Origin of the sequence: Nonomuraea sp. NPDC050478 (assembly GCF_044458265.1) — a bacterium.
In the GTDB taxonomy this organism is placed as follows: domain Bacteria; phylum Actinomycetota; class Actinomycetes; order Streptosporangiales; family Streptosporangiaceae; genus Nonomuraea; species Nonomuraea ferruginea.
In genome coordinates this window covers 109,890-135,874 of the sequence record NZ_JBITHT010000010.1, presented here as the reverse complement: position 1 = coordinate 135,874, position 25,985 = coordinate 109,890, and the positions used below count along the sequence as shown (strand labels likewise).

Sequence of the window (25,985 nt, the reverse complement as noted above, 5' to 3'; positions counted from 1 at the left end):
CATGCCGTCCCCCCGACATGACGCTCTCATTCAGCTGTTCAAAGACCGGCCCGAGCTGGCAGTGGAGATCTTGCGCGACCTCAAGGGAGTGGAGATCCCGACCACTCCGTTGATCCGCGTCGAGGACAGCACGTTCAACACCCGCCCCTCGGGAGATCTCGAAGCTGACGTGGTCGTCGTCCTGGGACCACCCAACGAGCCCGCGCACGCCATCGTCGTGGAGATCCAGCACGACAAGTCCAAGGACCCGAAACAGCTCGCCCGCTATGCCGCCGCCCTGTGGCTGCTGCTGCGCTGCGACGTCACCGTCCTGGTCGTCTGCCCCGACCAAGGGGTCGCCACCCACTACGCCGCGCCGGTCGATTCCGGGCTGACCGGCTACCGCCTGCGCCCCCACGTGCTGGGACCGGACGACATCCCGATCATCACCGACCCCCACGAGGCCTCAGCCCAGCCCGCCCTCTCGGCCCTGGCGGTGATGGCCCACGGCCGTATCCGCAAGGTGATCGAGGCGTTCGCCATGGCGCTGGCAGAGCTGCGCGACGAACACGCTCCGAAGTACTATGAATACGCTTACAGCATGGCCGCGCCCGACATCCGGCGCCTCCTGGAGGAGATCATGAAATCCACCGCCTGGCCGGTCTACAGTCCCTTCGCCCGCGAACACTACGGCCGCGGCCTCCAAGACGGCCAAACCCAAGGCAAAGCAGAAGGCAGAGCCGAGGGTAAAGCAGAAGGCAGAGCCGAAGGAACCGCTCGAGTGGTGCTGCTCCTGTTGGAGACGCGCGGTTTCGCGCTTCCCGACGACATCCGGGCCCGCATCACCGCCTGCACTGACCTCGACCAGCTCGAAACCTGGGCCACCCGCGCGGTCACCGCCCACACCCTCGACGACCTGTTCGACGAGTTGGAAGACCCAGCCTGAGGACGAGCTGCCTAAGGGGCACTGAGGGGTTCGCCCTCGTACGCCTCGTGCAGCATTCGTACGAAAGACGGCGCCTCAGGCAGGGAGCTCGAGGCGATCCGCTGTACGGGCACCCCCGGCGTCCACGAGTTCATGACCACGGCCCCGGCCAGCTCAGGCAGGTCGGTGAGCCTGATCTCCTGGACCCGCTGGGGGACGCCGAGCCGGTCCAGTTGGCGGCGGACGATGGCCATCGTGGTGCCGCCCAGCATCTCGGCCTCCGGCCACACCACCGCGGTCCCGTCCCAGAAGGCCAGGTTCCAGATGGACCCTTCGCTGAGCCGGCCGCGGCGGTCGAGGAAGGCGGCGTCGTCGAAGCCGCGGGCGACGGCCTGGCGCAGGAAGTACGTCTTGGCCACCTCGCCGACGTGTTTCACGGCGGGGAGGACCCGTTCGTGCTCGACCGCCGCCAGCGAGAGCGGCCCTCGGGGGCCGGACGCGGGCGGGCCGGTGCGCACCAAGAGCGAAGGCTCCAGGTCGGTCGCGGTGAACTCGCCCGCCGGGGAGTACACGGTGGCCGTCAGGGAGAGGTCGGCCGGGCCTGCCAGGAGGGCCGACCGCAGCCGGGCCCGAACCTGATCGTCGGGGAGTGCCCGGCCGAACAGCTCCATGGAGGCGGATCGCAGCCTCTCCAGGTGGAGGTCGAGACCTCGTACGCGACCTCCCCTGACCTGCATGGCGGTGAAGTGGGCGTAGCCCGCGAAGGCGAGCGGCGCCAGCTCCGCGGCGGTCGCCGGGTGGCCGTCGCGGTGGACGACGAAAGAGGACATGGCTTGCTCCAGGGGTGATGACGCGGGCCGGAATGCCCGTTCGACGAGGCGACGTTATGGCTTCACACCGATGGAAAGGTCAACTCATGCTGATCGGGGAGCTGTCCCGGCTGACCGGGGTACGCCCGAGGATGCTGCGCTACTACGAGGAGCAGGGACTGCTCGACGTCAGCCGCGCCGCCAACGGCTACCGCCGTTACGGCGAGGATGCCGTCGTCACCGTGCGGCAGGTGCGCGCGCTGTTGAAGGCGGGTCTGTCCACCGAGGTGATCCGTACGGTGCTGCCGTGCGCGCGGGGCGAGCGGCCGGAGTTCGACTGGTGCGCGGAGCTGTGGGACATACTCAACGGGGAGCTGGCGGCCATGGACGAGCGCATCGACGACCTCCAGCGCAACCGGAGCACGCTCGCCGGCCTCCTCATGCGATAGGTAAACGACCAGTAACCCTCCTGCATGGTAGGGAATAGGCCCCGCGCGGGCGGGGTTGTCGCGGGCATGGCAACTCTTGGATTGATCGGCAGTGGCAACATCGGTGGCACGCTCGCCCGTCTCGCCGTCGATGCCGGTCTCGACGTCGTCCTGAGCAACTCGCGCGGCCCGGAGACCCTGGCCTCGCTCGTCGAGGAGCTCGGCCCGCGCGCCCGCGCCGCCACGCCGGCCGAGGCCGCGGCCGCCGGCGACTGGGTGGTGGTGACGATCCCGCTGCGCGGCATCGGCCAGGTGCCGGCGGAGCCGCTGGCCGGGAAGGTCGTGCTGGACACCGGCAACTATTATCCGCAGCGCGACGGGCGGATCCCGGAGCTCGACGCGGAGGAGACCACGACCAGCGAGCTGCTCCAGCGGCAGTTGCCCGGGGCCAAGGTGGTCAAGGCCTTCAACAACATCTACTTCAAGCATCTGGCCTCGCTCCCCCGCCCGGCGGGCGCCCCCGACCGGACGGCGCTGCCGATCGCGGGGGACGACGCCGGGGCCAAGGCCGCCGCGACCGAACTGCTGGACACGCTCGGGTTCGACGTGGTCGACGCGGGGCCGCTGGCGGAGGGGTGGCGGTTCCAGCGGGACACCGCCGCGTACGTGGTGCCGTACGCGCACGCGCCGCAGGGCGCCGGGATCTCCGCGGACGACCCGGGCTCCCCCGCCGGGGCCGACGAGCTGCGCACCGCGCTGGCCGCGGCGCTCCGTTACCGCGACATGGAGTGACTCACGGCCCGCTCTTCGCCAGCAGTTCGCGGGCCAGGACGTCGCCCCACCAGTTCTCGACGCGGTCGGGTGACCAGCCGCGCTCGCCGGTGAGCACGGCGTAGACGTCGATGTTGCAGATGGCGGCGTAGACGTCGACGGCCGTCGCCACGTCCAGGCCGGCCCGCAGGACCCCGTCCGGCCACGACGAGAACACGTGGACGCGGGTCTCGTCGGCGCGGCGGCGGCCGTCGCTGTAGAGGGTGGCCAGGTCCGGCTCCGTGCGTGCCGCTTCCCGTACGAGCATGATGATGTCGCCCGAGCGCTCGTACAGCCGGCGGTCGAAGCCGGCCATCGCGCCGAGCTGCCGTGCCGGGTCCGCGGCGGGGTCTTCGAGCTCGGCCAGCAGGTGCGGCACGTCGCCGCTCAGGTCGGCGGCGTCGGCCAGTGCCCGTGCCAGGCCGGTCTTGTTGCCGTACGTCGCGTAGACGGTCGGCACGGAGACGCCCGCCTCGCGTGCCACGTCGCGCACCGTGGTCTGGGCCCACCCCCGGGTGAGGAAGAGCGTACGGGCGGCCCGGGCGATCTCCGCCCGGGTTTCCAGCGCCTGGGTGGTGCGGCGCAACGACTCGTAGCGACGCCGCTCCTGCTCCTCGCTCATGATCCCCCATTTGGCTTTACGGTGCCTATAATCAATATAAGTGGCGTCGAATCGCAGGTGCCACGACGGCCAAGCTAGCGGAGGTGCGTACGTGAGACTTGTGATCTTCGGGGCCAACGGCCAGACCGGCCGGATCGCCACCGCCCAGGCGCTCGCCGAAGGCCATGCCGTCACCGCGGTGACCCGGCATCCGGAGGAGTTCCCCCTGGACGATCCCGGGCTGGCGGTGGTGAAGGCGGACGCGCGGGACGGCGCCGCGGTGGACCGGGTCGTGGCCGGGCACGACGCGGTGATCTCGACACTCGGAGTCCCGTACGGCTCGGCGGACACCACGACGGCCTCCGAGGCCGTTGCGGCCATCGTCGCGGCCATGACCGCCCACGGGCTCCGGCGGCTGGTCATGGTCACCTCGACCGGCGTGCCGATGAAACCCCCGCCCGGCGAGACGCTCTTCTACCGAAAGGTGATCATGCCGTGGCTGCTCAGGCTGGGACGTCCGCTGTACGAGGACGCGGGGCGCGCGGAGGAGATCGTGGCGCGCAGCGACCTCGACTGGACCGTCATCCGTCCCGCGGGCTTGTTCGACCGCACCGGCGTCACCGATTACACCGTCGGCCTCCCGCAGTTGGTCGGCCGGTTCACCTCCCGCCGTGACCTGGCGGACGCGCTCATCCGGGAAGCCGTCGAAGACCGCAACCCACGCGCCGTCGTCGAGGTCATCACCACCGAAGGCACCCCGAACCTTTACCGCATGCTCGTGAAGGAAGCGCTGCACATCGGATGACCCCGGAAACAGAACGGGCACGACCCCCCTTGGCAAGGGTCGTGCCCGTTCGTCAGCCCGGCGCCTGGGGCGTCACCGTGACGCTCCCCCCATGGAACGAAGTTTTCTGACGGTGACTGCGCCGGCCGCTGGGATGTGACGTCGTCAGGTGACGTCCATGCACCACATCGGCTTGCCGTCGATGGTGCAGGGGTACCAGATGTCCGGCGGCCTGGCCTGGGCCGATCCGGCGGCGAGGGACAGTGCGGCCGCGGAGATCACCGCCACGGCGGCGATCCGGCGAACCGCGCGCCCGAAGGCGCCGTTCTTGTTGTTGTCGGTCATGGTGAGGATTACATCGGGCCGCTCTTGTGACGCTCTTGGAACCGGCTGGGAACGGGATGCAAGTCAGAGCCAGTAGACCGCCAGCAGGGCGATGGCGAAGGCCAGGGCGATGAAGGGGACGGTTCTCGGCTGACGGGCGGCTTCGCGGCGGGAGGAGATCACCAGCACGACGATCAGGGCCAGCGCCACCACCAGGTGCACCCCGTACCACCAGATGGTGGACACCTCGCCCAGCAAGGTCCTGCTGAGCAGGTCGTCGACGGTCGCGTAGCCGGACAGGGTGGCGGCCATGGCCAGGCCGAACGCCGCGAGCGCGTACCGGTGCCGGGCGACCAGGAGCCAGACGAAGGTGCCGAAGGCGAGGACAGGCCAGGACTGGAGGTGCACCTGCCGCAGGAGCAGCCCGCCGGGCACGTCGAAGCTGATCCGCAGGGACGAGCTGTAGGCCTCGCTCATGGGGACGCCCTGCAACGGCGCGTACGAGCCGTCGTAGACGATCGTGTGGTCACCGGGTGTGAAGTGGTATGCCAGGAAGGCTCCGGTGACGACGGCGAACAGGAAGATGAAGATCAACGTGTCGCCGATTAATTGGCCCGCTCGCTCCATTCGCCATATCCCACCACAAGAGAGACGCTCGCGTATGCGGTTGAGAGGGCGGTGCATGGACGGTCCCGGCCCGTACGCACACGATGAGGGCATGCTGGTTCTGCCGCTCATCGCCCTCGTGCTGCACGGCGCCCTCGCGGGCCTCTTCTACGCCTTCTCCATGTCCGTCATGCCGGCGCTCAACGCCGTCGAGCCCGCTCAGGCCGAGACGGTGATGCGGAGCGTCAACAAGAAGATCCTCAACCCCTGGCTCTACGTCGCGTTCCTCGGGGCGCCGGTCGCGGCGCTGGTCGCCGGGCTGTTCGCCGACGGGCCGGCCGCGGTCTGGTTCTTCGCCGCCGCCGGGGTGAACTTCGTCGGCTCCTTCGTGGTCACCGTGGCGATCAACGTGCCGATGAACAACGCCGTCGACGCGGGCACGATGCCGTGGAAGGAGTACTCGCCGCGGTGGACCGCCTGGAACACGGTCCGGGCCGCGGCGTCCCTGGCCGGCCTCGCCCTGGTGGGCGTCGGCCTGGCCCAGCTCTAGCGCCAGCGGGACTTGCCGTCGAGGTAGCGGCCGGCGTCCTCCAGGCTCTCCGGCTGGTACGGGGTGAAGAGGTTGGGGGCGAAGCGGCTCCGGTACGCGTCGAAGATGTGCCGGTACATGTCCCAGTGGATGTCCGGCTGGCGGTGGCGGGCGCGGTGGGCGGCGATGGGGATCTGGGCGACGACGAGCTTCTCGAACTTGCTGTCCGCCGCCGCGATGACGTTGCCGTCCGGGCCGTAGACGGCCGAGCCGCCCGCGCCCGTGTCCTCGAAGTACGGGGTGTCGCGCGGCAGGAGCGAGTTGTTGACGATCGCGGTGTAGACGCGGTTGTGCAGGGCGGAGGCACGCACGTCGATCTCGTTGAAGCTGCCGCTGGCGGTGCGGAGGAAGACCTCGGCGCCCTTGACGGCGGCGGCGCGGAAGAGCTCGGGCTCCAGCTGGGTGGACGACATGGAGATGTTGCCCAGCGGGGTGCGGGCGACGGGCACGACCTGGTCGATGCCGTACTTCTCGATGTACTCGTCCAGCACGTCGTAGACGGTGGTGGTGAACAGTTCGACGCCGCCGAAGACGCCCTTGACGTTGCGGGCCTTCCAGTGCTTGGCGACGATCTCGCCGTCGGGGCCGATGAGCGTGGTGACGCTGAGCACGTGGCCGGGCCAGTCGGGGTCGCGGACGTAGGCGCCGAAGGCGATGTAACAGTTGTGCTCCCGGGCCTTGGCGGAGATGGCCTCCGACTCGGGACCGGGCAGCTCGATGCAGCGCCGCTCGGCTTCGGCCTTGGTCCAGTTGTCCCAGCCGCTGATCGGGAACTCGTGGAAGAACAGCAGGTCGGGCCGGTAGCCGAAGGGGGTGTGGAAGCAGTTGTCGATCAGGTGGAGCATGTGGTCGAGGTTGGCCCGCATGCCCGACGGGTCGGGCGTCGGGTTCACGGTCGACTGGACGACGCCGAGGGTCCAGACGTCCTTGGCCAGGTCGGCGGTGGGATAGAGGCCGTCGGTGTGCTGGGTCATGCGGTCTCCTCGTGGATGCAGGCGATCAGGCGGCCGTCGGGCGCGGGTCCGAGCGCGGGATCGGTGGCCTCGCAGGCGGCGGTGGCCAGCGGGCAGCGGGTGTGGAAGCGGCAGCCGGGCGGCGGGGCCAGCGCGGAGGGCACCTCACCCGTGAGCGGCGCCGCCGGTGGGCGGCCGGGGTCGGGCACGGCGGCGAGCAGCGCCCTGGTGTAGGGGTGGCGGGGGTCGTCGAAGACCTGGTCGGCGGTGCCGGTCTCGACGAAGCGGCCGAGATACATGACGGCGACGTCGTCGGCGAGGTGCCGGGCGATGTCGATCTCGTGGGTGATGAGCACGTAGCTGAGCCCGAGGCGTTGCCTCAGGTCCTGGAGCAGGTTCACGAGCAGCGCCTTGACGCTGACGTCGAGGCTGGCGGTGGGCTCGTCGAGCACGAGGACCTTCGGCTCGACGGCGAGCGCGCGGGCGACGGTGACGCGCTGCAGCTCGCCGCCGCTGACGCCGCCGGGCCTGCGGCCGAGGTACTCCTCGGTGAGGCCGACCAGGTCGAGCAGCTCGCGGACGCGGGCGTCGCGGGCCGCGCGGCCGGGGTGCAGGCCGTGCACGGCGAGCGGCTGGCGCAGCGCGTGCCCGATGCTCTTGCGCCGGTTCAGCGCCGACCAGGGGTTCTGCGACACGAGCTGGATGGCGCGGCGGTCGGCCTTCTCGCTGCCCTGCACCTGGATGCGGCCTTCGGTGGGTTCGGCGAGCCGGACGAGCATGCGGGCGATGGTCGACTTGCCGCAGCCGGACTCGCCGATGACGGCGAGCGTCCGGCCCTGCGGCACCTCGAAGGTGACGCCGTCGACGGCGCGCAGCGTCCTGCCTCCGCCGGTGCGGTAGTGCTTGACGAGACCTTCGGCGCGGACCGCGATCATGCGGACTCCTCCGCCACGTGGCAGCGCACCAGCGACTCTCCCACCGTACGGACCTCCGGGTTCTCCTCGTGGCAGCGCTCGGCGACGGACGCGCAGCGCGGCGCGAACGGGCACCCTGCGAGCCGGTTGGCGCCGGTGACGGTGCCGGGGATGGTGCGCAGCGGCTCGCCCCTGCGGTGCCGGCTCGGCATCGCGTCCAGCAGGGCCCGCGTGTACGGGTGGCGCGGCGTCGCGAACAGTTCGGCGGCGGGGGCCAGCTCGACCAGGCGGCCCGCGTACATCACCCCGATGCGGTCGCTGACCTGCGAGATCACGCCGAGATCGTGGCTGACGAAGATCATCGAGCAGCCGATCTCGTCGCGCAGGTCCAGCAGCAGCCGCAGCACCTGGGCCTGCACGGTGGCGTCCAGCGTGGTGGTGGGCTCGTCGGCGAGCAGCAGGTCGGGCCGCTTGCCGATGGCCGCCACGGCGATGAGCAGGCGTTGCAGCTGTCCGCCGGAGAACTCGTGCGGGTAGCCGTCGAGCCGGTCGAGCACCGCGCCGAGCCCGACGCCGGCGAGCAGCTCCTTGAGCCGCCCGTCGTCGAGCCCGTCGAGGTGCCAGCGCAGCTGCCGGCCGACGGGCGTGACCGGCGAGAGCGAGGTCATGGGCCGTTGCGGGATCAGCCCGATGCGGTCGCCCCGCAGCCTGCGCATGCCGTCCTCGCGCAGCTTGACGAGGTCGGCGCCGTCGAAGGCGAGGCGCCCGGCGTCGAGGCGCGCGTTGCGCGGCAGCATCCGCGTCAGCGCGGTGAGCAGCGTGCTCTTGCCCGACCCCGACTCGCCGACCAGCCCGAGGATCTCGCCGCGGGCGAGGTCGAAGGAGACCTCGCGCACGGCGGGCACGTCGCCCTCCCTGGTACGGAAGGCAACCCCCAGGTCCCTGACCGACAGCAGCGCGCTCATCAGGTGAACTGCACGGCGGGGACGCTGATGCGGCTGACGCTCATGCCCGGCTCGTCGAGCGGCGAGACGTCGGTGCGCTGCGCCACGAGCATCTTCGGGTAGACGGGCGGGATGATGATCGCGTCCGCCGCCAGCAGGCCGTTGATCCGCTTGCACAGCTCGGCCCGCTCCGCCTCGTCGTCGGTGGCCCAGGCCTGGCCGAGCAGCTTGTCCACTTCCTCGTTCTTGTAACCGAAGTTCAGCGGATACGCCGAGTTGGTCACGTTCAGGAGGGAGAAGGCGGTGCGCCCGGCGCCGAAGCCGGTCTCGAAGCTGTTCATCACCAGGTCGAACTTGCCCGACGCCCACTTCTGCACCCAGGGGCCGACGTCGAGGGTCTCCAGCGTGCAGGTGATGCCGGCCTGCTTCCAGCCTTCGACGAGCACCTGGCCGATGTTCTTCATCATGGCGTCGCTGGTGATCGTCAGGGTGAACTTCAGGTCGCTCGCGCCGGCCTCGGTCAGCAGCGCCTTGGCCTTCTCGTGGTCGGGGGCCTCGCCGTAGATCTGCAGGGACGGGTCGTGGCCCTCGACGGCGGGGCCGATGGGGCCCTGCGCGATGGTGGCGGTGCCCGCGTACGCGACGTCGCGCACGCCCTTGCGGTCCATCGCGTATGCGAGCGCCTGCCGCACCTTGACGTCGTCGAAGGGTGCCTTGTTGGCCGTGAAGTAGGTGATGATGTCGCTGGGCGCGTCGACCTCGTGCACCTTGACCTGCGCGTCCTGCTTGAGCAGGGCCACGCTCTCGGGCGTGACGTCGGTCATGATGTGGATCTTGCCTTCGCGCAGGTTGACCAGGCGGGTGGCGGGGTCGGGCACCGCCTGGAAGACGACGCTCGCGAGCGCGGGCTTTTCGCCGTGGTAGGAGTCGTTGCGGCTCAGCTCGACCGACTGGCCCTGGGTCACCTTCTCGATCGTGAAGGGGCCGGTGCCCATGGTGGTGTCGGTCTTGGCGACGAAGTCCTTGTGGATGATCGGCAGGTTGGTGAGGTGGGCGCGGAGCACGCCGTAGCGGGCGGTCAGGGTGATCTTCACGGTGTGGTCGCCGTCCGCCTCGGCGTCCTTGACGTAGCCGGCGAAGAAGACCGTCCAGTCGCTGGTGGACTTGGGGTCGGAGACGAACTTCAGCGCGGCCACGACGTCCGCCGCGGTGAACGGGTCGCCGTTGGCGAAGGTCACGCCCTCCTTGAGCTTGATGGTCCAGGTGAGGCCGTCGTCGGAGATCTCCGGCTCGCCGTCGGCGAGCAGCGGCACGGACTTCAGCGACGCGTCGTGGGTGTAGAGCGACTCCACCACGGGGTCGGTGATCCAGTGGACCCGGCTGGAGGTGGTGTAGAGCGGGTTCAGGTAGTCGGAGATGGAGGTGACGCCGAACGCCAGCTTGGTCGGCTTCGGGCCCTGGGAGGCGGCCGGGGCCGGCGTCCCGGACGTGCCGCATGCCGTCACGGCCAGCGAGCCCGCGGTGAGCAGGCCGGCCATCGCCAGGAAGCGGCGGCGGCCGATGATCGCTTCATTCATCACGATGTTTCCTTCAGAGGTGGGGGTGGTGAGGCTCAGCGCCGGCCCTGCGCGTCGAGCGCGTCGCCGAGGCCGTCGCCCGCGAGGTTGAATCCGACGGTGGCGACGAGGATGACCAGGCCGGGGATGATGGAGTACCACCACGCGCCGAGCAGCATGTAGCTGGTCGCGTCGCCGAGGATGTTGCCGAGGCTGGGCCGCGGCGGCTGGATGCCGAGGCCGAGGAAGCTGAGCGCGCTCTCGGCGAAGATCGCCACGCCGAGCCACAGGAACGCCTGCACGAGCACCGGCGGCAGCACGTTGACCAGCACCTCGCCGCCGATGATGCGCCAGCGCGGCACGCCGATCGCCCGGAGCGCGTCGACATAGTCCTCCTGGACCTCGACCAGGGTGGCCGAGCGGGTCACACGGGCGAAGTACGGGATGAAGCCGACGCCGAGCAGCAGCACGACCTTGGTGGTCGCGGTCACCGTCAGCGGGCCCCAGTGCGAGTCGCCGGTGCCGGTGATGCCGATGACGAACAGCGCGAAGACGAAGAGCGGCAGCGCCTGCAGCGCCTCCAGCACGCGCATGATCAGGTCGTCGGGCCAGCGTCCGCCGAAGTACCCGGCCACCAGCCCGGCGGGCACGGCGACGACCAGGCCGAAGGCGACGCCGGCCGCCGCCACGAGCAGCGAGACGCGGGCGCCTTCGGCGGTGCGGGCGAACAGGTCGCGCTGCAGGTGGTCGGTGCCGAACAGGTGGTCGGCGCCGGGGGCGGCCAGGGTCAGGCCGGTGCGCGCGTCCGGCGAGCCGGCCAGCAGCGGCCCGGCCACGGCCAGCAGCAGGAACAGCCCGAGCAGGGCCAACCCGGCCCAGGTCAGCGCGGACATCCGGGGAAGCACTCGGTTCATGGTCAGCGGGCCGTCCCGTTCAGGAACCCGGCGCGGATCCGGGGGTTGAGCACGAAGTAGAGGAGGTCCACGATCAGGTTCGTGACCAGGAAGACGGTGGCGGTGATCAGGGTGCAGGCGATGGCCAGCGGGTAGTCGTGCTGCTTGAAGGCGGCGACGATGGTCTGGCCGATCCCCGGCAGGTTGAACACGTTCTCCACCAGCACGGTGCCGCTGATGAAGACGCCGAGCATGAGCCCGATCACGGTGGCTGTCGGGATGATCGCGTTACGCGCGGTGATCCGGCGCAGGATGCGCCGCTCGGGCATGCCCATCGCGCGGGCGAACGACACGTAGTCGGCCTGCGCGGTGTCGATCATCGAGGCGCGCAGCGTACGGGCGATGATGGCGCCCGAGCCGAGGCCGAGGGCGAACGCGGGCAGGATCACGCCGCGCAGGTTCTCCATCGGATCGTCGCCGAAGCGCACCCATCCGCTGGAGGGCAGCACGCCCTGGACGTAGAGGCCGAACACCACGACGAGCACCAGGCCGAGCCAGAAGCTCGGGATCGACAGCGCGATCACGCTGATCACCCGTACGCAGCCGTCCAGGAACGAGTCGCGCTTCCTGGCCGCCACGGCTCCGGCCAGGAGGCCGGCGGCGACCCAGAACACGAACGCGATCAGGCTGAGCTCCAGGGTGACGGGGAGCCGCTCGGCGATGATCTCGATGACCGGGCGGTCGCTGAACAGTGAGCGGCCGAAGTCGCCGGCCAGCAGGTTGCCGACGAAGGTGCCGTACTGGACCCAGATCGGCTGGTCGAGGCCGAGCCTGCGCTCGACCTCGGCGACCTTCTCCGGGGTGGGGTTCATGCCGAGGTAGGCCTCGGCGGGACCGCCGGGAGCCGCCCTGAGCATGAAGAAGACGAGCGTCAGGACGATCAGCAGGACCAGTGCGAGACCGGCGACCCTGCGCCCGACGTACCGGAGCATCGCGGGCCCCTTTGTGCTCGACGCTGTTTCGCGTGGCGGACTGTCATTACGGTGAGCGGAATACTAGCCACGCCACAAGCCGAGATGGAAGGGTTTTTCGCTCCAACTTGAAACATTGTTCCGCAGGAAATCCAGCCCTCGACCTCAGCTCACCTGGACGCGGCGGTCATGGAACGCCGTCACGGTGAGCGGTACGGGACTGTTCGAGGGGTCTTCCGGCTACCGGGCCGCCCAGAGCATGCCGCGTTCGATGATCGTGCGTACGGTGTCGTTCCGCAGCACGTCGAGGCTGTGACCGGGGGTGGTGACGAAGATGCGGCCGGCGCCCCAGCTCCGGGTCCAGATGGCCGGCGAGGTGACCTCACGGTGCCAGGGGTCCCACGGGCGGACCTTCTGGGTGGTCGTGGCCAGCACGTCGATGTAGTCGTCGGTCAGCACCCAGTACTGCTCGGTCACCAGGTCGAAGTCCGTCAGGCCCTCGGTGATGGGGTGGGCGGCGGCCTCGGGGAGCAGGTTCACGGTGTACGGCACGAAGTTGTGCGCCTCGGCGCTCTCGTGCGGCTCGGCCGGGTCTTTGCCGGGGTGGCAGGCGAACTGCCCGCCGATCAGGTGGAGGTAGTCGGAGGAGTTGCGGAAGGAGTCGGCGATGCCGCCGTGCCAGCCCGCCATCCCGGTGCCCGACTCGATGGCGGCGCGCAGGCCCGCGAGCTCGCCGGGCTCGATCGTCCCCATGGTGTAGCACTGCACGACCAGGTCGACCCCGGCCATGAACGCGGCGTCCGCGTACGGCTCCGGGGAGCCGGCCAGGTGCACCTCGAAGCCGTGCGCTTCGAGGAAGGGGACGAAGAGGTCGGTGGCGGCCACCGGGGCATGTCCTTCCCAGCCGCCGCGCACCACCAGTGCCTTACGGTTCGCCATGCTCGCGCCAATCGCTCGGAGGGTCGACGTATCCGATCGTCGCATTCCCGGGATCAGCGTCCGACGGCCCGTCCCCGCGCGGGCGGCGATCGTTCGCTGATCAGCCGGTCACCGAGACGGACCAGTGCTTCTGGCAGCTGGACGGGCCGATGAGGTTGGTGTCGCAGCCCTTGATGTTCCACCGGTAGCCGCCGTTCGTCCGCGCCCTGACGATGTAGCGGCCGCGGAAGCCGCCCGCGGTGTCCTTCTGCACCCCGTGCGGGTCGGCGGCGCTGGTGTAGCGGACGAGGAAGGTGTCGAACTCCTTGGCCGTCCGGTGCCAGTCGACGTAAGCGTTCCCTCCGGCCGACCAGGCCGCCACCACGAAGTTCCCGCCCAGCTTGGGCGACCAGGCCAGCTGGCCCCGTTCGAACGTCTGACGGCGGCCGGCCCAGCCGACCCCGTTCTGGTGGATGTCGCGCTCGCCCGTGGTGGGGCAGCCGAGCTTGCCGTCCGCGCCGCCGAGCTGCTGCCAGCGGGCGCCGATGAGCCCGTACGGCTGGATCTTGCACGCGGTGCCGGTCGCGGCGTGCGCGGGCACGGTGGTCAGCGTTCCGGCGGCGGCGAGCGCCGCGACGAGCGTGAGGGACAGGCGACGGTTCATCGCGGCGCTCCTTGGGGGTCGGATGCTTCCTTGATACGACCCCGTGCTTGCCGGACGCTTGACCGCCGCCTTCTGGCAGGCCCTGTCGGCGGTAGACAGATGAGGTTCCGACATGTCACCATCGCAGACATGATCGTGAGGAAGGACGGCGCCACCCTGAGCCGGTGAGCGCACGCGCGCAGCGGGAAGCTGCGACCATCCGCGAAGAATGGCTGGGCCTGGCGCTGTCGACGCGGCTCTGTCACCGTCAGGCGGCCGAAGCCGCCATCTCGGAGCTCTACCTCCTGGCCGGGTTCGCCCCGCCGCGTTTCCACTGGGCCTCCTCGCCCGTGACCGCCCTCGCCACCGTGCCGCCCGGCGTCCGGCCGCGCCCCGACGAACCCCCGGAGCGGGTGCAGGACTGGCCGGTGGTGAAGAGCCTGACCCGCATGGCCGGCGAGCTGCGCGGGCGGGTCGACGCCGCGGTCAGGGGCGCCCACTTGGAGCTCGACCAGCTGGTCCGCCGCGAGGTGCACGACCCGCTCTCCTGGACGGCGCGCCGGCTCGTCCCGGTGCTGGAGGCCGCGCACGACCGCCCGCTCCGGCGCACGAGCTGGTACGAGGACGTCACGGCCGTCGCGTGGCAGGCGCGGCACGACGCGCTGCGCCGGCTGGGCGGCGTCGAGGTGTTCAGCCGGGCGCAGAAACGGCAGGCCCACCTGTGGTCCGTGGTGGCCCGCTCGTGCGGCTGGTGGTGGCCGCGCCGGGATGTGTGCGTGCTCTCGGAACGCCCGGCCGAGCTGCGCACCGAGGTGTGCGGCGAGCACGGCGAGGTGCGGCTGCACCACGACGGCGGCCCTGCCGTGCGGTTCGCCGACGGCTGGGACGTGCACGCCTGGCACGGCACCCGGGTGCCGTCCTGGGTGACCACCGATCCGTCCGCCGAGCGCATCGGGCGGGAGCGCAACGTCGAGGTCAGGCGGTGCGCGATCGAGCGCCTCGGCTGGGCCGCCTACATCGAGCAGGCCGGCCTCCGGCTGGTCGCCGCCGCCCCCGACCCCGGCAATCCCGGCTTCGAGCTGCGGCTGTACGACGTGCGCGCGGGCACCAGGGTGCTGCTCGCCGTCAACGGGTCCGTCGAGCGCGACGGGCGCCGCCGCCGCTACGGGCTGACCGTGCCGTGGTACTTCGACGACCCGATCGCCGCCGCCGGCTGGACCTACGGGCTGTCCGCCGGCCAGTACGCGAGCCTTCTCCGCCGAACCTGAGGTGAATGCCATGAAAGTGACTCTCGCCACCCTCGAAGAGCAGACCGGACTGACCGCGCTCGACCACCTGGAGCGGTCGGTGCGCATCCCCGTCGTCGACGGGCCCCAGGCCCAGGGCGACCTGATCGTCATCCCGCTGGCCATGATCGCCGCGTCCGTCCGGATCCCGCCGGCCGCCGTGGCGTGGGAGTGGATCGACGTGCCGGTGGAAGGCGTCGACCTGCTGCGCGGCGAGGCCGGCGGCAACACGCACACCCTCGTCGCCGAACCGTACACGTGCCGGTGGACGCGGCGGCTCCACGACTCCGAACGGCTGGCCATCGGCGTGTTCGAGACCACCGCCCCGGCCTACCTGCTGCACCCGGAGCACGGGGCGACGGGCTGCGCTCCGGGCACGTACGTGATCCGCCGGCAGCGCGAGCAGGAAGGCCCGCGGGCCCGCCTGGTCGCCGACTGATCCGTCAGGGGCAGGCGGGGAACAGCGGGCGGGTGCCGGTCGAGTAGACCGACGGGTCGGTGAACCGGCACCCGTAGCGCGGGTCGGCCACCACCGAGCGGGTGACCACGTCGTCGCCCGCGGGCCGGGGGCCGCCGCGCTGCCACCGGACGAGGTCGTCCCAGGCGGCGCCGGCCTCGGCGTCGCTGAACTCGCAGTGGCCCACGGCCCTGATCGCCCGCTGCACCAGGTGCTTCGTCCTGCCGTGCCGGGCCACGTCCTTGAAGTAGTGCTGCTCCATCGAGAACGGCACGAAGTTGTCGCCCAGGTCGTGCAGCGACAGCACGGGCACGTCGATCCGGCCCGACACGCTCGCCACGGCCGTCAGCCCGCGGGTGAACCGGGCCACCGGGTCCTCGGGGGCCACCCGCCGGACGGTCGCGTTGACGTTCACCGGCGAGGAGGGCGTGTAGCGGGTGCCGACGTTCGTGCCCACCCGGCCGGGCTGCTGCGCCAGCGAGCCGCCTTCGTCCGGCCCGGCCAGCCCGAACAGGAAGTCCTTCCAGTACGCGAACGCGGCGTCCGCGCCCGGCCGCTCGCCGCCGCCCTGGTTGATCACGATGTCGCGGAACTGCGCGCCGACCGCGCTGCCCGGATCCAGCCGCTCCTGCATCTTCGGTACGGCCGAGGTGGCGTAGTCGGCCGGGAACGGGTACGCGGGCACGTCCGCCAGGTCCTGGGCGACGAGGTGGAAGTCGAGGAAGAAGTCGAACAGCTCGTGGTCGCCGAGCACCCCGCACATCGGCATCGCGGCGTCGTAGAAGCCCGGGTACTGCTCGATGGAGCGGGCCGTGATGTGCCCGCCCATCGACACCCCGGCGATGAACGTGCGCTTCGGCTTGCCGACCACCCGCGCGAAGTGACCGGCCAGCGCGCGGGTGCTGACCACGCCGGCCCGCACGTCGTAGTCGTTGGCGTAGTACGAGGACGCCGCCCACGCGTACCCCTGGTCCAGGAGCCGCTGCCGGAGCCCGTAGCCCGGCGGGTCCACGGAGAGCACCCGCGTGGCGCCGCGGAAGCCGTGGGCCCACATCGCCAGGCCGCCGTTCCAGCGCGGCGGCACCTCGATCACGTACGCCGCGTGCTCGTGCACACCCTGCAGCACCCTGGCCGGCCTGCCGTCCACGAGCGCGGGCGGGAGCGGCGGGTTGTCGACGGTGTAGCCGGGCAGCGGCTGGTCACCGGGCACGACGGTGCGCGCGTCCGCAGCGGCGCCCGTGCCGGGCACGAGTAACGCGGCGGCCAGGGTGAGGGCGCAGAGAACCAGGCTCGGACGGCGCATCAGCCGTCACCTCCGGGCAGGCTGATCGGGGGGTGCGGGTGATTCGTTCATACTCCGGCGCGCCGGGCATGGGAAGGGGCCCGCACCGGGCGGCACGGTTGGGGGCCCGCCGCCCGGGTAGCCACGATCCCATGACCGTGCGGAACGACGTCATCGCCCTCGTCCAGGCCGACCATCGCCGGATCGAAGTCCTGTTCAAGCGTCTGCTGCTGAACCAGAAGGACCCTGGGCCCGCCGTCAGCGCGCTGCACGCCCTGCTGACCGCGCACACCCGCGCCGAGGAGGACGTGGTCTACCCGCTCCTGGACGCCCACCACGGCTTCGCCCAGCACAAGGAGGCCGAGGTCCACCTGGACACGCTGCGGCGGGCCGACGCCGGGACGCCCGAGCTCACCGAGGCGCTGCACCAGCTCGTCGTGTCGGTGATGGCGCACTTCTGCGACGAGGAGACGACGATCCTCCCGATGCTGGCCCGCGGCATGAGCGGCGAAGAGCTGGCCGAGCTGGGTGCGGCGTTCCAGGACGCCCGGCAGCGCGAGCTGGACGCGCTCCGAGGCCGCCCGGCCGAGGGCGAGCCCCGCCGGGAGGCCGGCCGGTTCGGCACGGGCAAGACCAGGATGCAGGAGGTCCTCACCACGCTGTGACCCCGGCTCGGATGTTGCGGTCAGGACGAGCCGATGGGCACGAACCCGCTGCCCGCCCGGTAGTTGGGCGACTGGTGGCGGAAGTAGGTGTTGTAGACCTGGCAGTAGCGGCCGCCCCGCGCCAGCAGCGTCGGGTGGTCGCCCTCCTCCACGATGCGGCCGTGGTCGAGCACGATGATGCGGTCGACGTGCTCGATGGTGGACAGCCGGTGGGCGATGACGATCGAGGTGCGCTCGGCCAGCACCACGTCGAGACCCTCCTGGATCTGCGCCTCGGTGAGCGGATCGACGCTGGCCGTGGCCTCGTCGAGCACCACGATCGCCGGGTCCTGGACGAGCAGGCGGGCCAGCGCGACGAGCTGGCGCTGCCCCATCGACAGGGCCCGGCCGTGCTCGCCCACGTCGGTGTCGAGGCCGTGGGGCAGGGCGTCGATCCAGTCGCCGCCGCCGACCGCCTCGGCCGCGGCCCGCACCTCGTCGTCGGTCGCATCCGGCCTGGGGTAGCGGATGTTGTCGGCGACGGTGCCGCTGAACAGGAACGGCGCCTGCGGCACCGCGCCGATCTGGCGGCGGTACTCGCCCAGGTCGAGCTCGCGGATGTCGCGGCCGTCGATGAGCAGCCGGCCTTCCTGGAACTCGTAGAACCGGGTGATCAGCTTGCTCAGCGTGGACTTGCCCGCACCGGTGTGGCCGACCAGCGCGACCGTCTCGCCGGCCTCGATGCGCAGGTCGAAGTCGCGCAGCACCGGGCTCGCGGGGTCGTAGCCGAAGGTGACGCCCTGGAACTCGATGCGCCCGGCCAGCCTGCCGACCGGCTGCGCGCCGGTCTGCACCACCCGCGGCGGCGCGTCGATCAGCGCGAAGACCCGCTCCGACGCCGACAGGCCCTGCTGGAACTGCGACCAGAACGCGGCGATCGACGTCAGCGGGAACCAGAACAGCGCCACACCCTGGAGGAACAGGTACCAGTCACCGGCCGTCAGCCGCCCGCCGAGCACGGCCGTGCCGCCGAACTGCACCAGGGCGACCGTGGCGAGCCCGGCCACCAGGAACAGGACCGGGAAGATCGCCGAGAAGACGAACCCCTGCCGCAGCGTCACTTGGTAGCTCTGCCGGTTGATCGGCAGGAACTCGTCGTAGACCTGCCGCTCCTGGCGGAAGCTCTTGGCCACGGCGATGCCGCCCATGGTCTCCTGCAGGTTGGCGTTGACCCGGCTGAGCGAGCGCTGGGCCTTGCGGGTGGTGGCGCGGGCGAGCCGCCGGAACAGCAGGGCCAGGCCCACGACGACGGGCACCACCAGAAGTGTCAGCAGGGCCAGCTCGACGCTGCGCAGGAACAGCAGCACGGTGACGAACCCGACCATCAGCACCTGGCTGATCAGGTCCATGGTGAGCGTGGACACGGTGGCGAAGTCGTCGGTGTCGGACGTCACCCGGCTGACGATGCGGCCGGACGGCGTCTCGTCGTAGAAGGACAGGTCGCGCTGGAGCACCGCGTCGAAGGCGTCTTCGCGCAGGTGGAGCACGACGTCGCCGGTCACCCGCGCGCTGTACCACTGCCGGAAGAAGTTGAACACCCAGCCGAGGACGCCGGTGAGCAGCAGCGCGCCGGTCAGCGGCCAGGCGACGTCGCCGATCGTGCCCGCCTGGACCGCGTCGACGCCCCAGCTGACCAGCAGCGGCACCGCCGCCTGCCCCAGCGAAACGAGCACGATCATGGCGGCGACCAGCACCATCGCCCCGAGCTTGGGCCGGAAGTAGGACAGGATCCGGCGCAGCAGCTCGCGGTCGCTGTAGGTGCGGTCGTAGTCTTCGGCCTCCAGGCCGTCCATCAGGAAGCCCATCAGCCGGCCCTTCCCTGCTCGCCGGCCAGCACGGGCGCGTCGCCCCCGGCCGGCAGGACCTCGTCGTAGTGGGCGAAGATGCGGCGGTAGAGACGGCTGCGCCCGAGCAGCTCGTCGTGGGTGCCGAAGTCGACCAGCTCGCCCCGTTTGAGCAGCAGCACCTTGTCGGCCCACCGGATCTGGGACAGCCGGTGGGTGATCAGCAGCGTGGTGCGGCCTTCGAGCACGCGGCCGATCGCCTGCTGGATCAGGTCTTCGGTGGCCGAGTCGACGGCGCTGGTCGAGTCGTCGAGCACGAGGATCGCCGGGTCGGTCAGCAGGGCCCGCGCGATGGCCAGCCGCTGCCGCTGGCCGCCGGAGAGAGTGATGCCGCGCTCGCCGATGACCGTGTCGTAGCCGTCGTCGAGCTCGCCGATGAACTCGGCCGCCTGCGCGTCCTCGGCCGCCCGCACCACGTCGTCGCGGCCGGCCTTCTGGCCCAGGCCGAAGGCGATGTTCTCCGCGACGGAGCGGGAGAACAGCACGATGTCCTGCTCGATGGTGGAGATCTGGGAGCGCAGCGAGTCGAGGTCCCAGGCGCGCACGTCGACGCCGTCGACGAGGACGCGGCCGGAGGTGACGTCGTAGATGCGCGGCACGAGCTTGGTCAGCGTGCTCTTGCCCGAGCCGGTCTCGCCGACGACGGCGACCGTCTCGCCCGGCCGCACGGTGAAGGACACGCCGCGCAGCACCGGGTCGCCGCCCTCGTAGCCGAACGTCACGTCGTCGAAGACGATCTCGCCGGTGACGGCGGCGGCATGGCCGTCGGCCGGCTGGTCGAGCTCGGTCTCGGCGTTGACGATGGCGAGGATCCGGCGGGAGGCCACGACGCCGAGCTGGACCAGCGAGAACGTGAAGATCGACATCTGGGTGGGGAAGCCGAGCATACCCATGAGCCCCATGAAGGCCACCACGTCGCCGATCGTGATCTGGCCCGCCGCCTGCAGCGCGAGCGCGTGCCAGAGCGCGCCCGCCATCGCGGCCGCGAAGAGCAGCGTGGGCAGGTAGCGGGCCTGCACCAGGCCGTTGCGCACGAAGGAGTCGCGGTAGAGCCGGGCGCGGGCGCGGAACCGGCGGCGCTCCTGCGCCTCCTGGGCGGTCACCTTGATGACCTCGATGCCGCGCACGGCCTCGTTGAGCCCGGCGTTGAGATCGCCGAACTGCTCGCGCATCCGGGTCGCGACCGGGTTGAGCTGGCGCATGTAGTGCCAGAGCGCGATCACGAAGACGACCGCGAACACGCCGGGCACGAGCAGCAGCCGCGGGTCGATGGTGGCGATGAAGAACAGCGGCACCAGGCCGGACAGCCCGGAGTCGACGATCAGGTCGAAGCCCGGGGAGATCATGATGGAGAGCTGCCGGATGTCGTTGGCGGCCCTGGCCATCAGATCGCCGACCCGCTGGCGGTTGTGGAAGGTCTGGCTCTTGCCGAGCAGGCTCACGTAGAGCTCGTCGCGGGCGTCGCGCTCCAGCCGCTTGGCCAGCACCTCGGACGACAGCCGCGCCACCAGGTCGATGATGCCGCGGGCCACCACGACCGCCAGCATGACCAGCACGATCGCGCCGAGCGCGGACCCGTCGCCCAGCACCGCGTCGAAGGCCGAGCCGGTGAGCTGCGGGACCATGGCGTTGAGCACCACCATGACCAGCGACCCGCCGAGGAACCCGGTCAGGTGGAGCGGATGGCGGCGCACATGGGACCAGAGCCAGCGCAGCGGGCCGCGCCGGTCGTAGACCGGCCCGGAAACAGAGAACTCCGAACTGCTGCTCACGGGAACGGCCCCCTGACCCCGTCGACGTTTCGACCCTGTTTTCTACCAGCCGCCACCGACAGTTTCCCAACGCTTTTCTCCTGGGCGAGCACTGCTCATACTCCGAGGAGGAGGAACCGAACGGAGAGGGGTACCTCGTGCTGTACGTCTTCGGCTTCGAGCGGATCGGCGTGGCCGTCAGCGACATCTACTTCGTCGACCCGCAACCCAACAAGGGCCAGGAGGGCGCCGAGCACGGCGTCCGGCTCGAAGTGCGGATGCTCGACGAGGGCGAGCTGCGGGGCACGGTCTACTCGGCCCGCCCGATCAGCCTCGGCCGGCCGATCTGGCGAGTGGACCTGCTGGAGTCCGTCGACGGGCGGCCGGGCAGCTTCGACCGGACCCACCACCACCCGATCTTCACCGGCTGGGACCCGGGCCCCCGGGTCTTCGCCAGGGAACTGTCGGCCGACCCGCTCGGCTGGCTGGCCGACCGGCTGGGCGACCTGGACGTGGTGCTCAAGCAGGGGAACGTGGAGGAGTCGTACCCCCAGGACGCCCTCGCCCTCCGCGAGCGCGCCCCCGAGATCATCGCCTGCGTCGAACGCACCCTCGCCGCCGTACGCGCGGGCGACCTCGGCACCGCCCCCGCCGAAGCCGGCCCCAGCGTCCGCGCCAGCTGGCTCTGACAACCGCCCCGGCCATCCAGGGAGAGCGGGCCGGTTTCCAGCTCAGCCCCACCAGGACGGAGCCGCCCGCTCGGGGAGGGCGGGCTGGCTCCCAACTCAGCCCCCGCCAGGGCGGGCCGGCCGTTCTGATCGGGAGGGTCGGTTCCGTAGGGCCGGGTGGACGGGAGGACGTCGGCGTCCGGGGGCCGGCCGATCGTGTACGCGACGGCGGCGGACGAGGTGGAGCGGACGCGGTGGGTCGCGCGTCATGAGCCATGGTGTGAGCCCGCCGCCGCGTTGCCGGAAATGCGGCAGCGCGGCGGGGATGCCGTGCGGCAGGCCGCGCATGTTCACGTCGACCGTCCGGTCCCGCCCGGCGCGAGTCCGGCTGCGTTCGGCCTGCCGCGGACTCCCACCCCTGCGGGCGTGTCAGCCGGGGTGCAGCCAGTACTGCAGCGTGGCGCTGCTGCTCTTGACGACGCGGGGCTCGGCCGACTCCTGGGGCCAGATCTGCAGCAGGTAGTCGTCGTCGACCGGGCCGTCCATCCCCCGGGCGTGGTAACGCAACCGGTACCACCCGGGCCCGGCGGGCAGCGGCGGCAGCTCATAAGCGGGGCCGCCCCATTCGTGCAGCGCCACCCGCCCCACCGCGGACCTGAACCCCACCTCCACGATGTCTTCGAACTCCTCCAGCTCGGGCCCGGGATCGCGGTCGGCCACCGCCACCGTGAACCCGACCGTCCCGGTGTCGACCCCGGTGATCAGGAACGCGGCTCCCTCCTCGACCCTGATGATGCCGACCGGATGGGCCGGGTCGTCCGCCGGCAGGCCGTGGGGCCCCGTCGCCTCGTCGTCGACGAGGTAGGCCTGGCGATAGTGGACGTGGAGATCGACATGGACGAAGTGCGCGGTGCCCTGCCGGCCGTTGCCGGGAGTCCCCTCGCTGGATGTCATGATGCGGATCTTAGGCAGCCCCGCTGACACTCCGGTTTCAGCTCGCTGAAAGCCGTCGTGTGGCACGGCTCCTGTGGGGCAGGGGGTCCCGTCATGAAGGGTCTTTTCAAAGTCGCGCTGGCGCGGTGGCTCGCGCGTACCCCCATCGGACTCGCCATCCTGGGCGCCGGCTGGTTCCTCGGACGGCGACGCAGCAGACGCAAGGAAGAGCAGGAGCGGAGGCGGAGTCCGCTCGGCCGGAGGCGGTCGGCGCGGGGCCGGAGGCGCTGAGCGCCGTTGCCGCAGCGGCCTCGCGGCCCGGAGTCGCCAGGCGCCCGCGTCAGGAGACGCTGTTCTGTGACGGGGCCGGCTGGGGCAGGAGAGGGAGCATGACCTCCACCCGGGTGCCCTCGCCGGGCCCGCCGCTGATCACGCAGATCCCGCCCAGCTCGGCCGCGCGCTCGCGCATCGAGCTGAGGCCGACCCCCGCCCGGCGGCTCTCCGGCAGGCCGCGGCCGTCGTCGGCGACGGTCACCCGCAGCACCTCGCGTTCCCGCTGGAGGTGGATGCGCGCCCGCTCGGCGCGCGCGTGCCGCCGGACGTTGGTCAGGGCCTCCTGGACGATGCGGTAGACGGCCACCTCCACGGCCGCAGGGAGCTCCGACAGGTCGCCCTCGGCCGACACCTCGATCTCGATCTCCGGCGAGGCCTGCTCGGCCAGCTCGCGCACCGCCCGCGCCAGCCCCAGGTCGTCCAGGGCCGGCGGGCGCAGCCCGTACACCAGTTCGCGGATGTCGCCGGCGACGGCGTCCATCCCGGTACGCAGCTCGCGCAGCAGGGCGTCGGCCGAGTCCGGCGCCTCCTTCAGGCGGCCGCGGGCGATGTTGATGAGCATGGCCATGCCCGCCAGGCTCTGTCCCAGCCCGTCGTGCAGGTCGCGGCGGAGCCGGCGCCGTTCCTCCTCGCGCGTGGTCAGGATGCGTTCCCTGGAACGTTGCAAGTCCGCCGCCATGCGCACGGCGTGCGCGACGTCGGCCGCGTACGGGGTGAGGGTGGCGAGCACCCGCTCGTTGTGCGCGGCCGGGAAGCGGCGCGGCCCGGGAGCGCCCACCAGCAGGCGGCCGACCCGCTCGCCGTGCCAGACCAGCGGCACCTCGCGCGGCCGGTCGCCGACCCGGCCGTTCTCCACGTACCGGGGCTCGCCGTCGGCCACCTCCACGGCCACCCCCTCGACCGCGAGCCCGTCGCGCAGCACGCCGACGACCGCGGTCAGCGCCTCGGCCGGGTCCCCGCGCCGGATCGCCTGGGTGAGCCGGGCGGCCAGCAGCCGGGGGTCGCCGACCTTGCCGTAGAGCATCTGGTCGACGGCCCGCTGCAGCACGCGCCGCAGCGGCTGGAAGAACGCCCCGGCGAACAGGGCGGACGCCAGCCCGGCGACCCTGTCGTACCCGGAGACGCCCAGGCTGGCCACGGCGCCGGCGCCGAAGTAGACCGCGCTGATGACGACGAGCAGCCCAGCGGCCACGAAGGTGCGGCTGATGACGGTGTCGATCCCGTACAGCCGGTAGCGCATGACAGAGAACGCGACCGCGACCGGGATGAGCGCGGACCACAGCACCGCCACCCACACCAGGCCGGGCACGGCCGTCCCGACGACCAGGAAGACGATGTATCCGGTGAACGCGAAGAGCGGCCACCCGATCTGCCGCCGGCCCACCGGGTCGGCCCGGCGCAGCCGCAGCGCCATCGACAGCGCGGCCAGCGCCAGCGAGAGGTAGATGCCGGCCCAGGCGGTCTCCGAGATGATCTCCTGGTACGGGGCGAGCGCGCGGATCTGCAGCGGGTTCGGGACGACCTCGGGGAACCGGTAGCCGATCGGCGACGGGTCCGGGCGGGTGATGTTGCGCAGCATCTCGGTGCCGAGCGAGACCGCGCTCAGCGCGAGCGCCCAGCGCCAGCGCGGCGAGGGCAGCCGCCCGTCGGGCGAGTACAGCGGCAGCAGCGCGGTCAGCGTGAGCCCGCACACCGCCCAGAAGACGATGTACGTGTGACGCAGGTAGCCCGCGAGCATCAGGTGACCGTCGGCGGCGACCCGGAGCATGAGCGACTGGAAGAAGTCGCTGAGCCCGGCGGCGAGGCCGCCGGCGCACATCATCCAGGCCATGTTCAGCCGGGGCCGGTGCGCGATGAGGTAGGCGCCGACCGCGGGGAAGGTGAGCACCACGGCGGACTGCGGGGTGACGGTGAGCTGGGGCGTCCACGCCTCGGGCAGCCCGGCCCACTGCACGAGAGCGGCGATCTCCAGAAGCGGCGCGACCACCGCGATGGCGACGGCCAGAATCCGTGGGCCTGTTAACGTGGCCTTCCCGGTCTTCCCCGCGAACGCCGCGAACCCGACCATCCTGTCTCCGCCTTCCTGTTCCGGCACTGCCGGAAGCTGGACAGGATTATGACGTCTTTATGGTTATATATCGCCCCTTGTGGCCGTGCCGTTATCCCTGACCCTTGCCGTGATTCCCGGTCACCCCTGATGCCAGACTCGAAGGCATGCAGAAGACATCTCTGGAAGCCCTCGTACGCGAGCACCTCAAGCGCGCCGGCGACGCCTCGACAGGCCGCAGCGCCGAGACCCTGTACGGCGGCCACGAGCACGTGCTCCGGCAGACGCTCATCGCGCTCAAGGCCGGCCAGTCGCTCGCCGAGCACGAGAACCCCGGCGAGGCCACCCTGCAGGTGCTGCGCGGCCGGGTGCGGCTGCACAGCGGCGGGGACTCCTGGGACGGCATGACGGGCGACCTCCTGATCATCCCCCCGGCGCGGCACAGCCTGGACGCCCTGGAAGACGCCGCCTGCCTGCTCACCGTCGCCAAGACACGGTGACCGAACCGCTGCTGACCTTCGGTCACGGCACGGCCGGCCGCGCGGAGCTGTCGGGCCTGCTGCGCGGCGCCGGCGTCGAGGCGGTGGTGGACGTACGGACGGCGCCGGGCAGCAGGCGCAACCCCGACGCGCGCCGCGAGGAGCTGGCCGTCTGGCTCCCGGAGGCCGGCATCGGCTACCGCTGGGACCGGCGGCTGGGCGGCTTCCGCAGGCCCGCGCCCGACTCCCCCGACACCTTCTGGGAGAACGAGTCCTTCCGCGGCTACGCCGGCCACACCCGCGACCCCGGCTTCCTGGCCGCCATGGACGAGCTGCTGGCACAGACCGCGGCCGGCCGCACGGCCGTGATGTGCGCCGAGGCCCTGTGGTGGCGCTGCCACCGGCGGCTCATCGCCGACTTCGCCGTGCTGGCCAGGGGCGTGCCCGTGCTGCACCTGAGCCATTCGGGCGCGACGGCCGAGCATCAGCCGAGCGCGGGCGCCCGGCTGCGGGAGGACGGGCTGCTGGTGTACGACGTCGTCAGCGGGGAGTGA

The 25,985-nt window shown here is 71.4% G+C and carries 29 protein-coding genes; 12 read left to right on the top strand and 17 right to left on the bottom strand.

Translation table 11 applies throughout. The features are described from left to right. Position 1: 1 nt before the first annotated feature. A complete protein-coding gene (locus ACIBF7_RS39745; protein WP_397199405.1) occupies positions 2-925 on the top strand; it encodes a hypothetical protein in 924 nt (307 codons plus the stop codon). Positions 926-936: 11 nt separating this feature from the next. On the opposite strand, the gene ACIBF7_RS39740 is transcribed toward ACIBF7_RS39745, so the two are convergent. Further along, on the bottom strand, positions 937-1,734 hold the full coding sequence (locus tag ACIBF7_RS39740) for an aminotransferase class IV family protein (protein WP_397199404.1): 798 nt from the start codon (positions 1,732-1,734) through the stop codon (positions 937-939). Between the two features lie 86 nt (positions 1,735-1,820). On the opposite strand from ACIBF7_RS39740, the gene ACIBF7_RS39735 reads away from it, so the two are divergent. Together ACIBF7_RS39735 and ACIBF7_RS39730 are read left to right on the top strand one after the other, a co-directional pair. Further along, positions 1,821-2,162, top strand: a complete 342-nt coding sequence (locus ACIBF7_RS39735) for a MerR family transcriptional regulator (RefSeq protein WP_148035035.1) — start codon at positions 1,821-1,823, stop codon at positions 2,160-2,162. A 66-nt stretch (positions 2,163-2,228) separates the two neighbouring features. Beyond that, complete coding sequence (locus ACIBF7_RS39730) at positions 2,229-2,933, top strand: NADPH-dependent F420 reductase (RefSeq protein WP_148035036.1); 705 nt, start codon at positions 2,229-2,231, stop codon at positions 2,931-2,933. A 1-nt stretch (position 2,934) separates the two neighbouring features. On the opposite strand, the gene ACIBF7_RS39725 is transcribed toward ACIBF7_RS39730, so the two are convergent. Beyond that, positions 2,935-3,573, bottom strand: a complete 639-nt coding sequence (locus ACIBF7_RS39725; RefSeq protein WP_364233534.1) for a helix-turn-helix domain-containing protein — start codon at positions 3,571-3,573, stop codon at positions 2,935-2,937. A gap of 91 nt (positions 3,574-3,664) precedes the next feature. Here ACIBF7_RS39725 and ACIBF7_RS39720 point away from each other — a divergent pair, with 91 nt between their 5' ends. Next, positions 3,665-4,357: an NAD(P)-dependent oxidoreductase gene (locus tag ACIBF7_RS39720; protein ID WP_271276159.1), complete on the top strand. Its 693-nt coding sequence runs from the start codon at positions 3,665-3,667 to the stop codon at positions 4,355-4,357. 144 nt (positions 4,358-4,501) lie between these two features. Here the strand turns inward: ACIBF7_RS39720 and ACIBF7_RS39715 are convergent, their stop codons facing one another. Both ACIBF7_RS39715 and ACIBF7_RS39710 read right to left on the bottom strand, forming a co-directional pair. Further along, positions 4,502-4,681 carry a hypothetical protein gene (locus ACIBF7_RS39715; protein WP_148035039.1) on the bottom strand — a complete coding sequence of 60 codons (180 nt, stop codon included), beginning with the start codon at positions 4,679-4,681 and terminating at the stop codon, positions 4,502-4,504. Positions 4,682-4,744: 63 nt separating this feature from the next. Further along, positions 4,745-5,287, bottom strand: a complete 543-nt coding sequence (locus ACIBF7_RS39710) for a hypothetical protein (protein WP_271276160.1) — start codon at positions 5,285-5,287, stop codon at positions 4,745-4,747. Between the two features lie 91 nt (positions 5,288-5,378). Between ACIBF7_RS39710 and ACIBF7_RS39705 the strand changes: the two genes are divergently transcribed. Continuing rightward, the gene (locus ACIBF7_RS39705; RefSeq protein ID WP_397199403.1) at positions 5,379-5,816 is read left to right on the top strand and encodes a DUF1772 domain-containing protein; all 438 of its coding nucleotides are present in this window, start codon (positions 5,379-5,381) and stop codon (positions 5,814-5,816) included. On the opposite strand, the gene ACIBF7_RS39700 is transcribed toward ACIBF7_RS39705, so the two are convergent. The 8 genes from ACIBF7_RS39700 to ACIBF7_RS39665 form a co-directional block, all read right to left on the bottom strand. Then, positions 5,813-6,829 (bottom strand): nitrilase-related carbon-nitrogen hydrolase, encoded by a 1,017-nt coding sequence (locus tag ACIBF7_RS39700; protein ID WP_397199402.1) that lies wholly within the window; start codon positions 6,827-6,829, stop codon positions 5,813-5,815. The genes ACIBF7_RS39705 and ACIBF7_RS39700 overlap by 4 nt on opposite strands. Beyond that, positions 6,826-7,743, bottom strand: a complete 918-nt coding sequence (locus ACIBF7_RS39695; RefSeq protein ID WP_397199401.1) for an oligopeptide/dipeptide ABC transporter ATP-binding protein — start codon at positions 7,741-7,743, stop codon at positions 6,826-6,828. The genes ACIBF7_RS39700 and ACIBF7_RS39695 overlap by 4 nt, the downstream gene beginning before the upstream one ends. Next, complete coding sequence (locus ACIBF7_RS39690) at positions 7,740-8,687, bottom strand: ABC transporter ATP-binding protein (protein WP_397199400.1); 948 nt, start codon at positions 8,685-8,687, stop codon at positions 7,740-7,742. Before ACIBF7_RS39690 ends, ACIBF7_RS39695 begins: the two co-directional genes overlap by 4 nt. Further along, positions 8,687-10,243, bottom strand: a complete 1,557-nt coding sequence (locus ACIBF7_RS39685; protein WP_397199399.1) for an ABC transporter substrate-binding protein — start codon at positions 10,241-10,243, stop codon at positions 8,687-8,689. The genes ACIBF7_RS39690 and ACIBF7_RS39685 overlap by 1 nt, the downstream gene beginning before the upstream one ends. A gap of 35 nt (positions 10,244-10,278) precedes the next feature. Next, the gene (locus ACIBF7_RS39680; protein ID WP_271276166.1) at positions 10,279-11,127 is read right to left on the bottom strand and encodes an ABC transporter permease; all 849 of its coding nucleotides are present in this window, start codon (positions 11,125-11,127) and stop codon (positions 10,279-10,281) included. A gap of 11 nt (positions 11,128-11,138) precedes the next feature. Further along, a complete protein-coding gene (locus tag ACIBF7_RS39675; protein WP_397199398.1) occupies positions 11,139-12,107 on the bottom strand; it encodes an ABC transporter permease in 969 nt (322 codons plus the stop codon). A gap of 219 nt (positions 12,108-12,326) precedes the next feature. Continuing rightward, positions 12,327-13,025: a ThuA domain-containing protein gene (locus ACIBF7_RS39670; protein ID WP_397199397.1), complete on the bottom strand. Its 699-nt coding sequence runs from the start codon at positions 13,023-13,025 to the stop codon at positions 12,327-12,329. A gap of 100 nt (positions 13,026-13,125) precedes the next feature. Beyond that, positions 13,126-13,668, bottom strand: a complete 543-nt coding sequence (locus ACIBF7_RS39665) for an LGFP repeat-containing protein (protein WP_397199396.1) — start codon at positions 13,666-13,668, stop codon at positions 13,126-13,128. Positions 13,669-13,832: 164 nt separating this feature from the next. Between ACIBF7_RS39665 and ACIBF7_RS39660 the strand changes: the two genes are divergently transcribed. Beyond that, positions 13,833-14,915: a DUF6745 domain-containing protein gene (locus ACIBF7_RS39660; RefSeq protein ID WP_397199395.1), complete on the top strand. Its 1,083-nt coding sequence runs from the start codon at positions 13,833-13,835 to the stop codon at positions 14,913-14,915. Positions 14,916-14,925: 10 nt separating this feature from the next. Next, a complete protein-coding gene (locus ACIBF7_RS39655) occupies positions 14,926-15,372 on the top strand; it encodes a hypothetical protein (protein ID WP_271276171.1) in 447 nt (148 codons plus the stop codon). Positions 15,373-15,376: 4 nt separating this feature from the next. Here ACIBF7_RS39655 and ACIBF7_RS39650 read toward each other — a convergent pair whose 3' ends face one another. Beyond that, positions 15,377-16,693, bottom strand: coding sequence for an alpha/beta hydrolase family protein (locus ACIBF7_RS39650; protein WP_397199394.1), 1,317 nt, complete (start codon positions 16,691-16,693; stop codon positions 15,377-15,379). Positions 16,694-16,824: 131 nt separating this feature from the next. On the opposite strand from ACIBF7_RS39650, the gene ACIBF7_RS39645 reads away from it, so the two are divergent. Continuing rightward, on the top strand, positions 16,825-17,337 hold the full coding sequence (locus ACIBF7_RS39645) for a hypothetical protein (protein ID WP_397199393.1): 513 nt from the start codon (positions 16,825-16,827) through the stop codon (positions 17,335-17,337). A 20-nt stretch (positions 17,338-17,357) separates the two neighbouring features. On the opposite strand, the gene ACIBF7_RS39640 is transcribed toward ACIBF7_RS39645, so the two are convergent. Together ACIBF7_RS39640 and ACIBF7_RS39635 are read right to left on the bottom strand one after the other, a co-directional pair. Beyond that, positions 17,358-19,181 (bottom strand): ABC transporter ATP-binding protein, encoded by a 1,824-nt coding sequence (locus ACIBF7_RS39640; RefSeq protein WP_219546030.1) that lies wholly within the window; start codon positions 19,179-19,181, stop codon positions 17,358-17,360. Then, complete coding sequence (locus ACIBF7_RS39635) at positions 19,181-20,992, bottom strand: ABC transporter ATP-binding protein (protein WP_261808908.1); 1,812 nt, start codon at positions 20,990-20,992, stop codon at positions 19,181-19,183. Before ACIBF7_RS39635 ends, ACIBF7_RS39640 begins: the two co-directional genes overlap by 1 nt. Positions 20,993-21,129: 137 nt before the next feature. On the opposite strand from ACIBF7_RS39635, the gene ACIBF7_RS39630 reads away from it, so the two are divergent. Then, positions 21,130-21,660 carry a hypothetical protein gene (locus ACIBF7_RS39630; protein WP_397199392.1) on the top strand — a complete coding sequence of 177 codons (531 nt, stop codon included), beginning with the start codon at positions 21,130-21,132 and terminating at the stop codon, positions 21,658-21,660. A 408-nt stretch (positions 21,661-22,068) separates the two neighbouring features. Here ACIBF7_RS39630 and ACIBF7_RS39625 read toward each other — a convergent pair whose 3' ends face one another. Next, positions 22,069-22,593 (bottom strand): hypothetical protein, encoded by a 525-nt coding sequence (locus ACIBF7_RS39625; protein WP_148035056.1) that lies wholly within the window; start codon positions 22,591-22,593, stop codon positions 22,069-22,071. A gap of 93 nt (positions 22,594-22,686) precedes the next feature. Here ACIBF7_RS39625 and ACIBF7_RS39620 point away from each other — a divergent pair, with 93 nt between their 5' ends. Beyond that, the gene (locus tag ACIBF7_RS39620) at positions 22,687-22,863 is read left to right on the top strand and encodes a DUF6203 family protein (protein WP_397199391.1); all 177 of its coding nucleotides are present in this window, start codon (positions 22,687-22,689) and stop codon (positions 22,861-22,863) included. Between the two features lie 49 nt (positions 22,864-22,912). Here the strand turns inward: ACIBF7_RS39620 and ACIBF7_RS39615 are convergent, their stop codons facing one another. Next, positions 22,913-24,973, bottom strand: a complete 2,061-nt coding sequence (locus ACIBF7_RS39615; RefSeq protein ID WP_397199390.1) for a sensor histidine kinase — start codon at positions 24,971-24,973, stop codon at positions 22,913-22,915. Positions 24,974-25,119: 146 nt separating this feature from the next. On the opposite strand from ACIBF7_RS39615, the gene ACIBF7_RS39610 reads away from it, so the two are divergent. Both ACIBF7_RS39610 and ACIBF7_RS39605 read left to right on the top strand, forming a co-directional pair. Further along, a complete protein-coding gene (locus tag ACIBF7_RS39610) occupies positions 25,120-25,452 on the top strand; it encodes a cupin domain-containing protein (protein ID WP_364233568.1) in 333 nt (110 codons plus the stop codon). After that, entirely contained in the window at positions 25,449-25,985 is a 537-nt protein-coding gene (locus ACIBF7_RS39605) for a DUF488 family protein (protein WP_397199389.1), read from the top strand. Before ACIBF7_RS39610 ends, ACIBF7_RS39605 begins: the two co-directional genes overlap by 4 nt.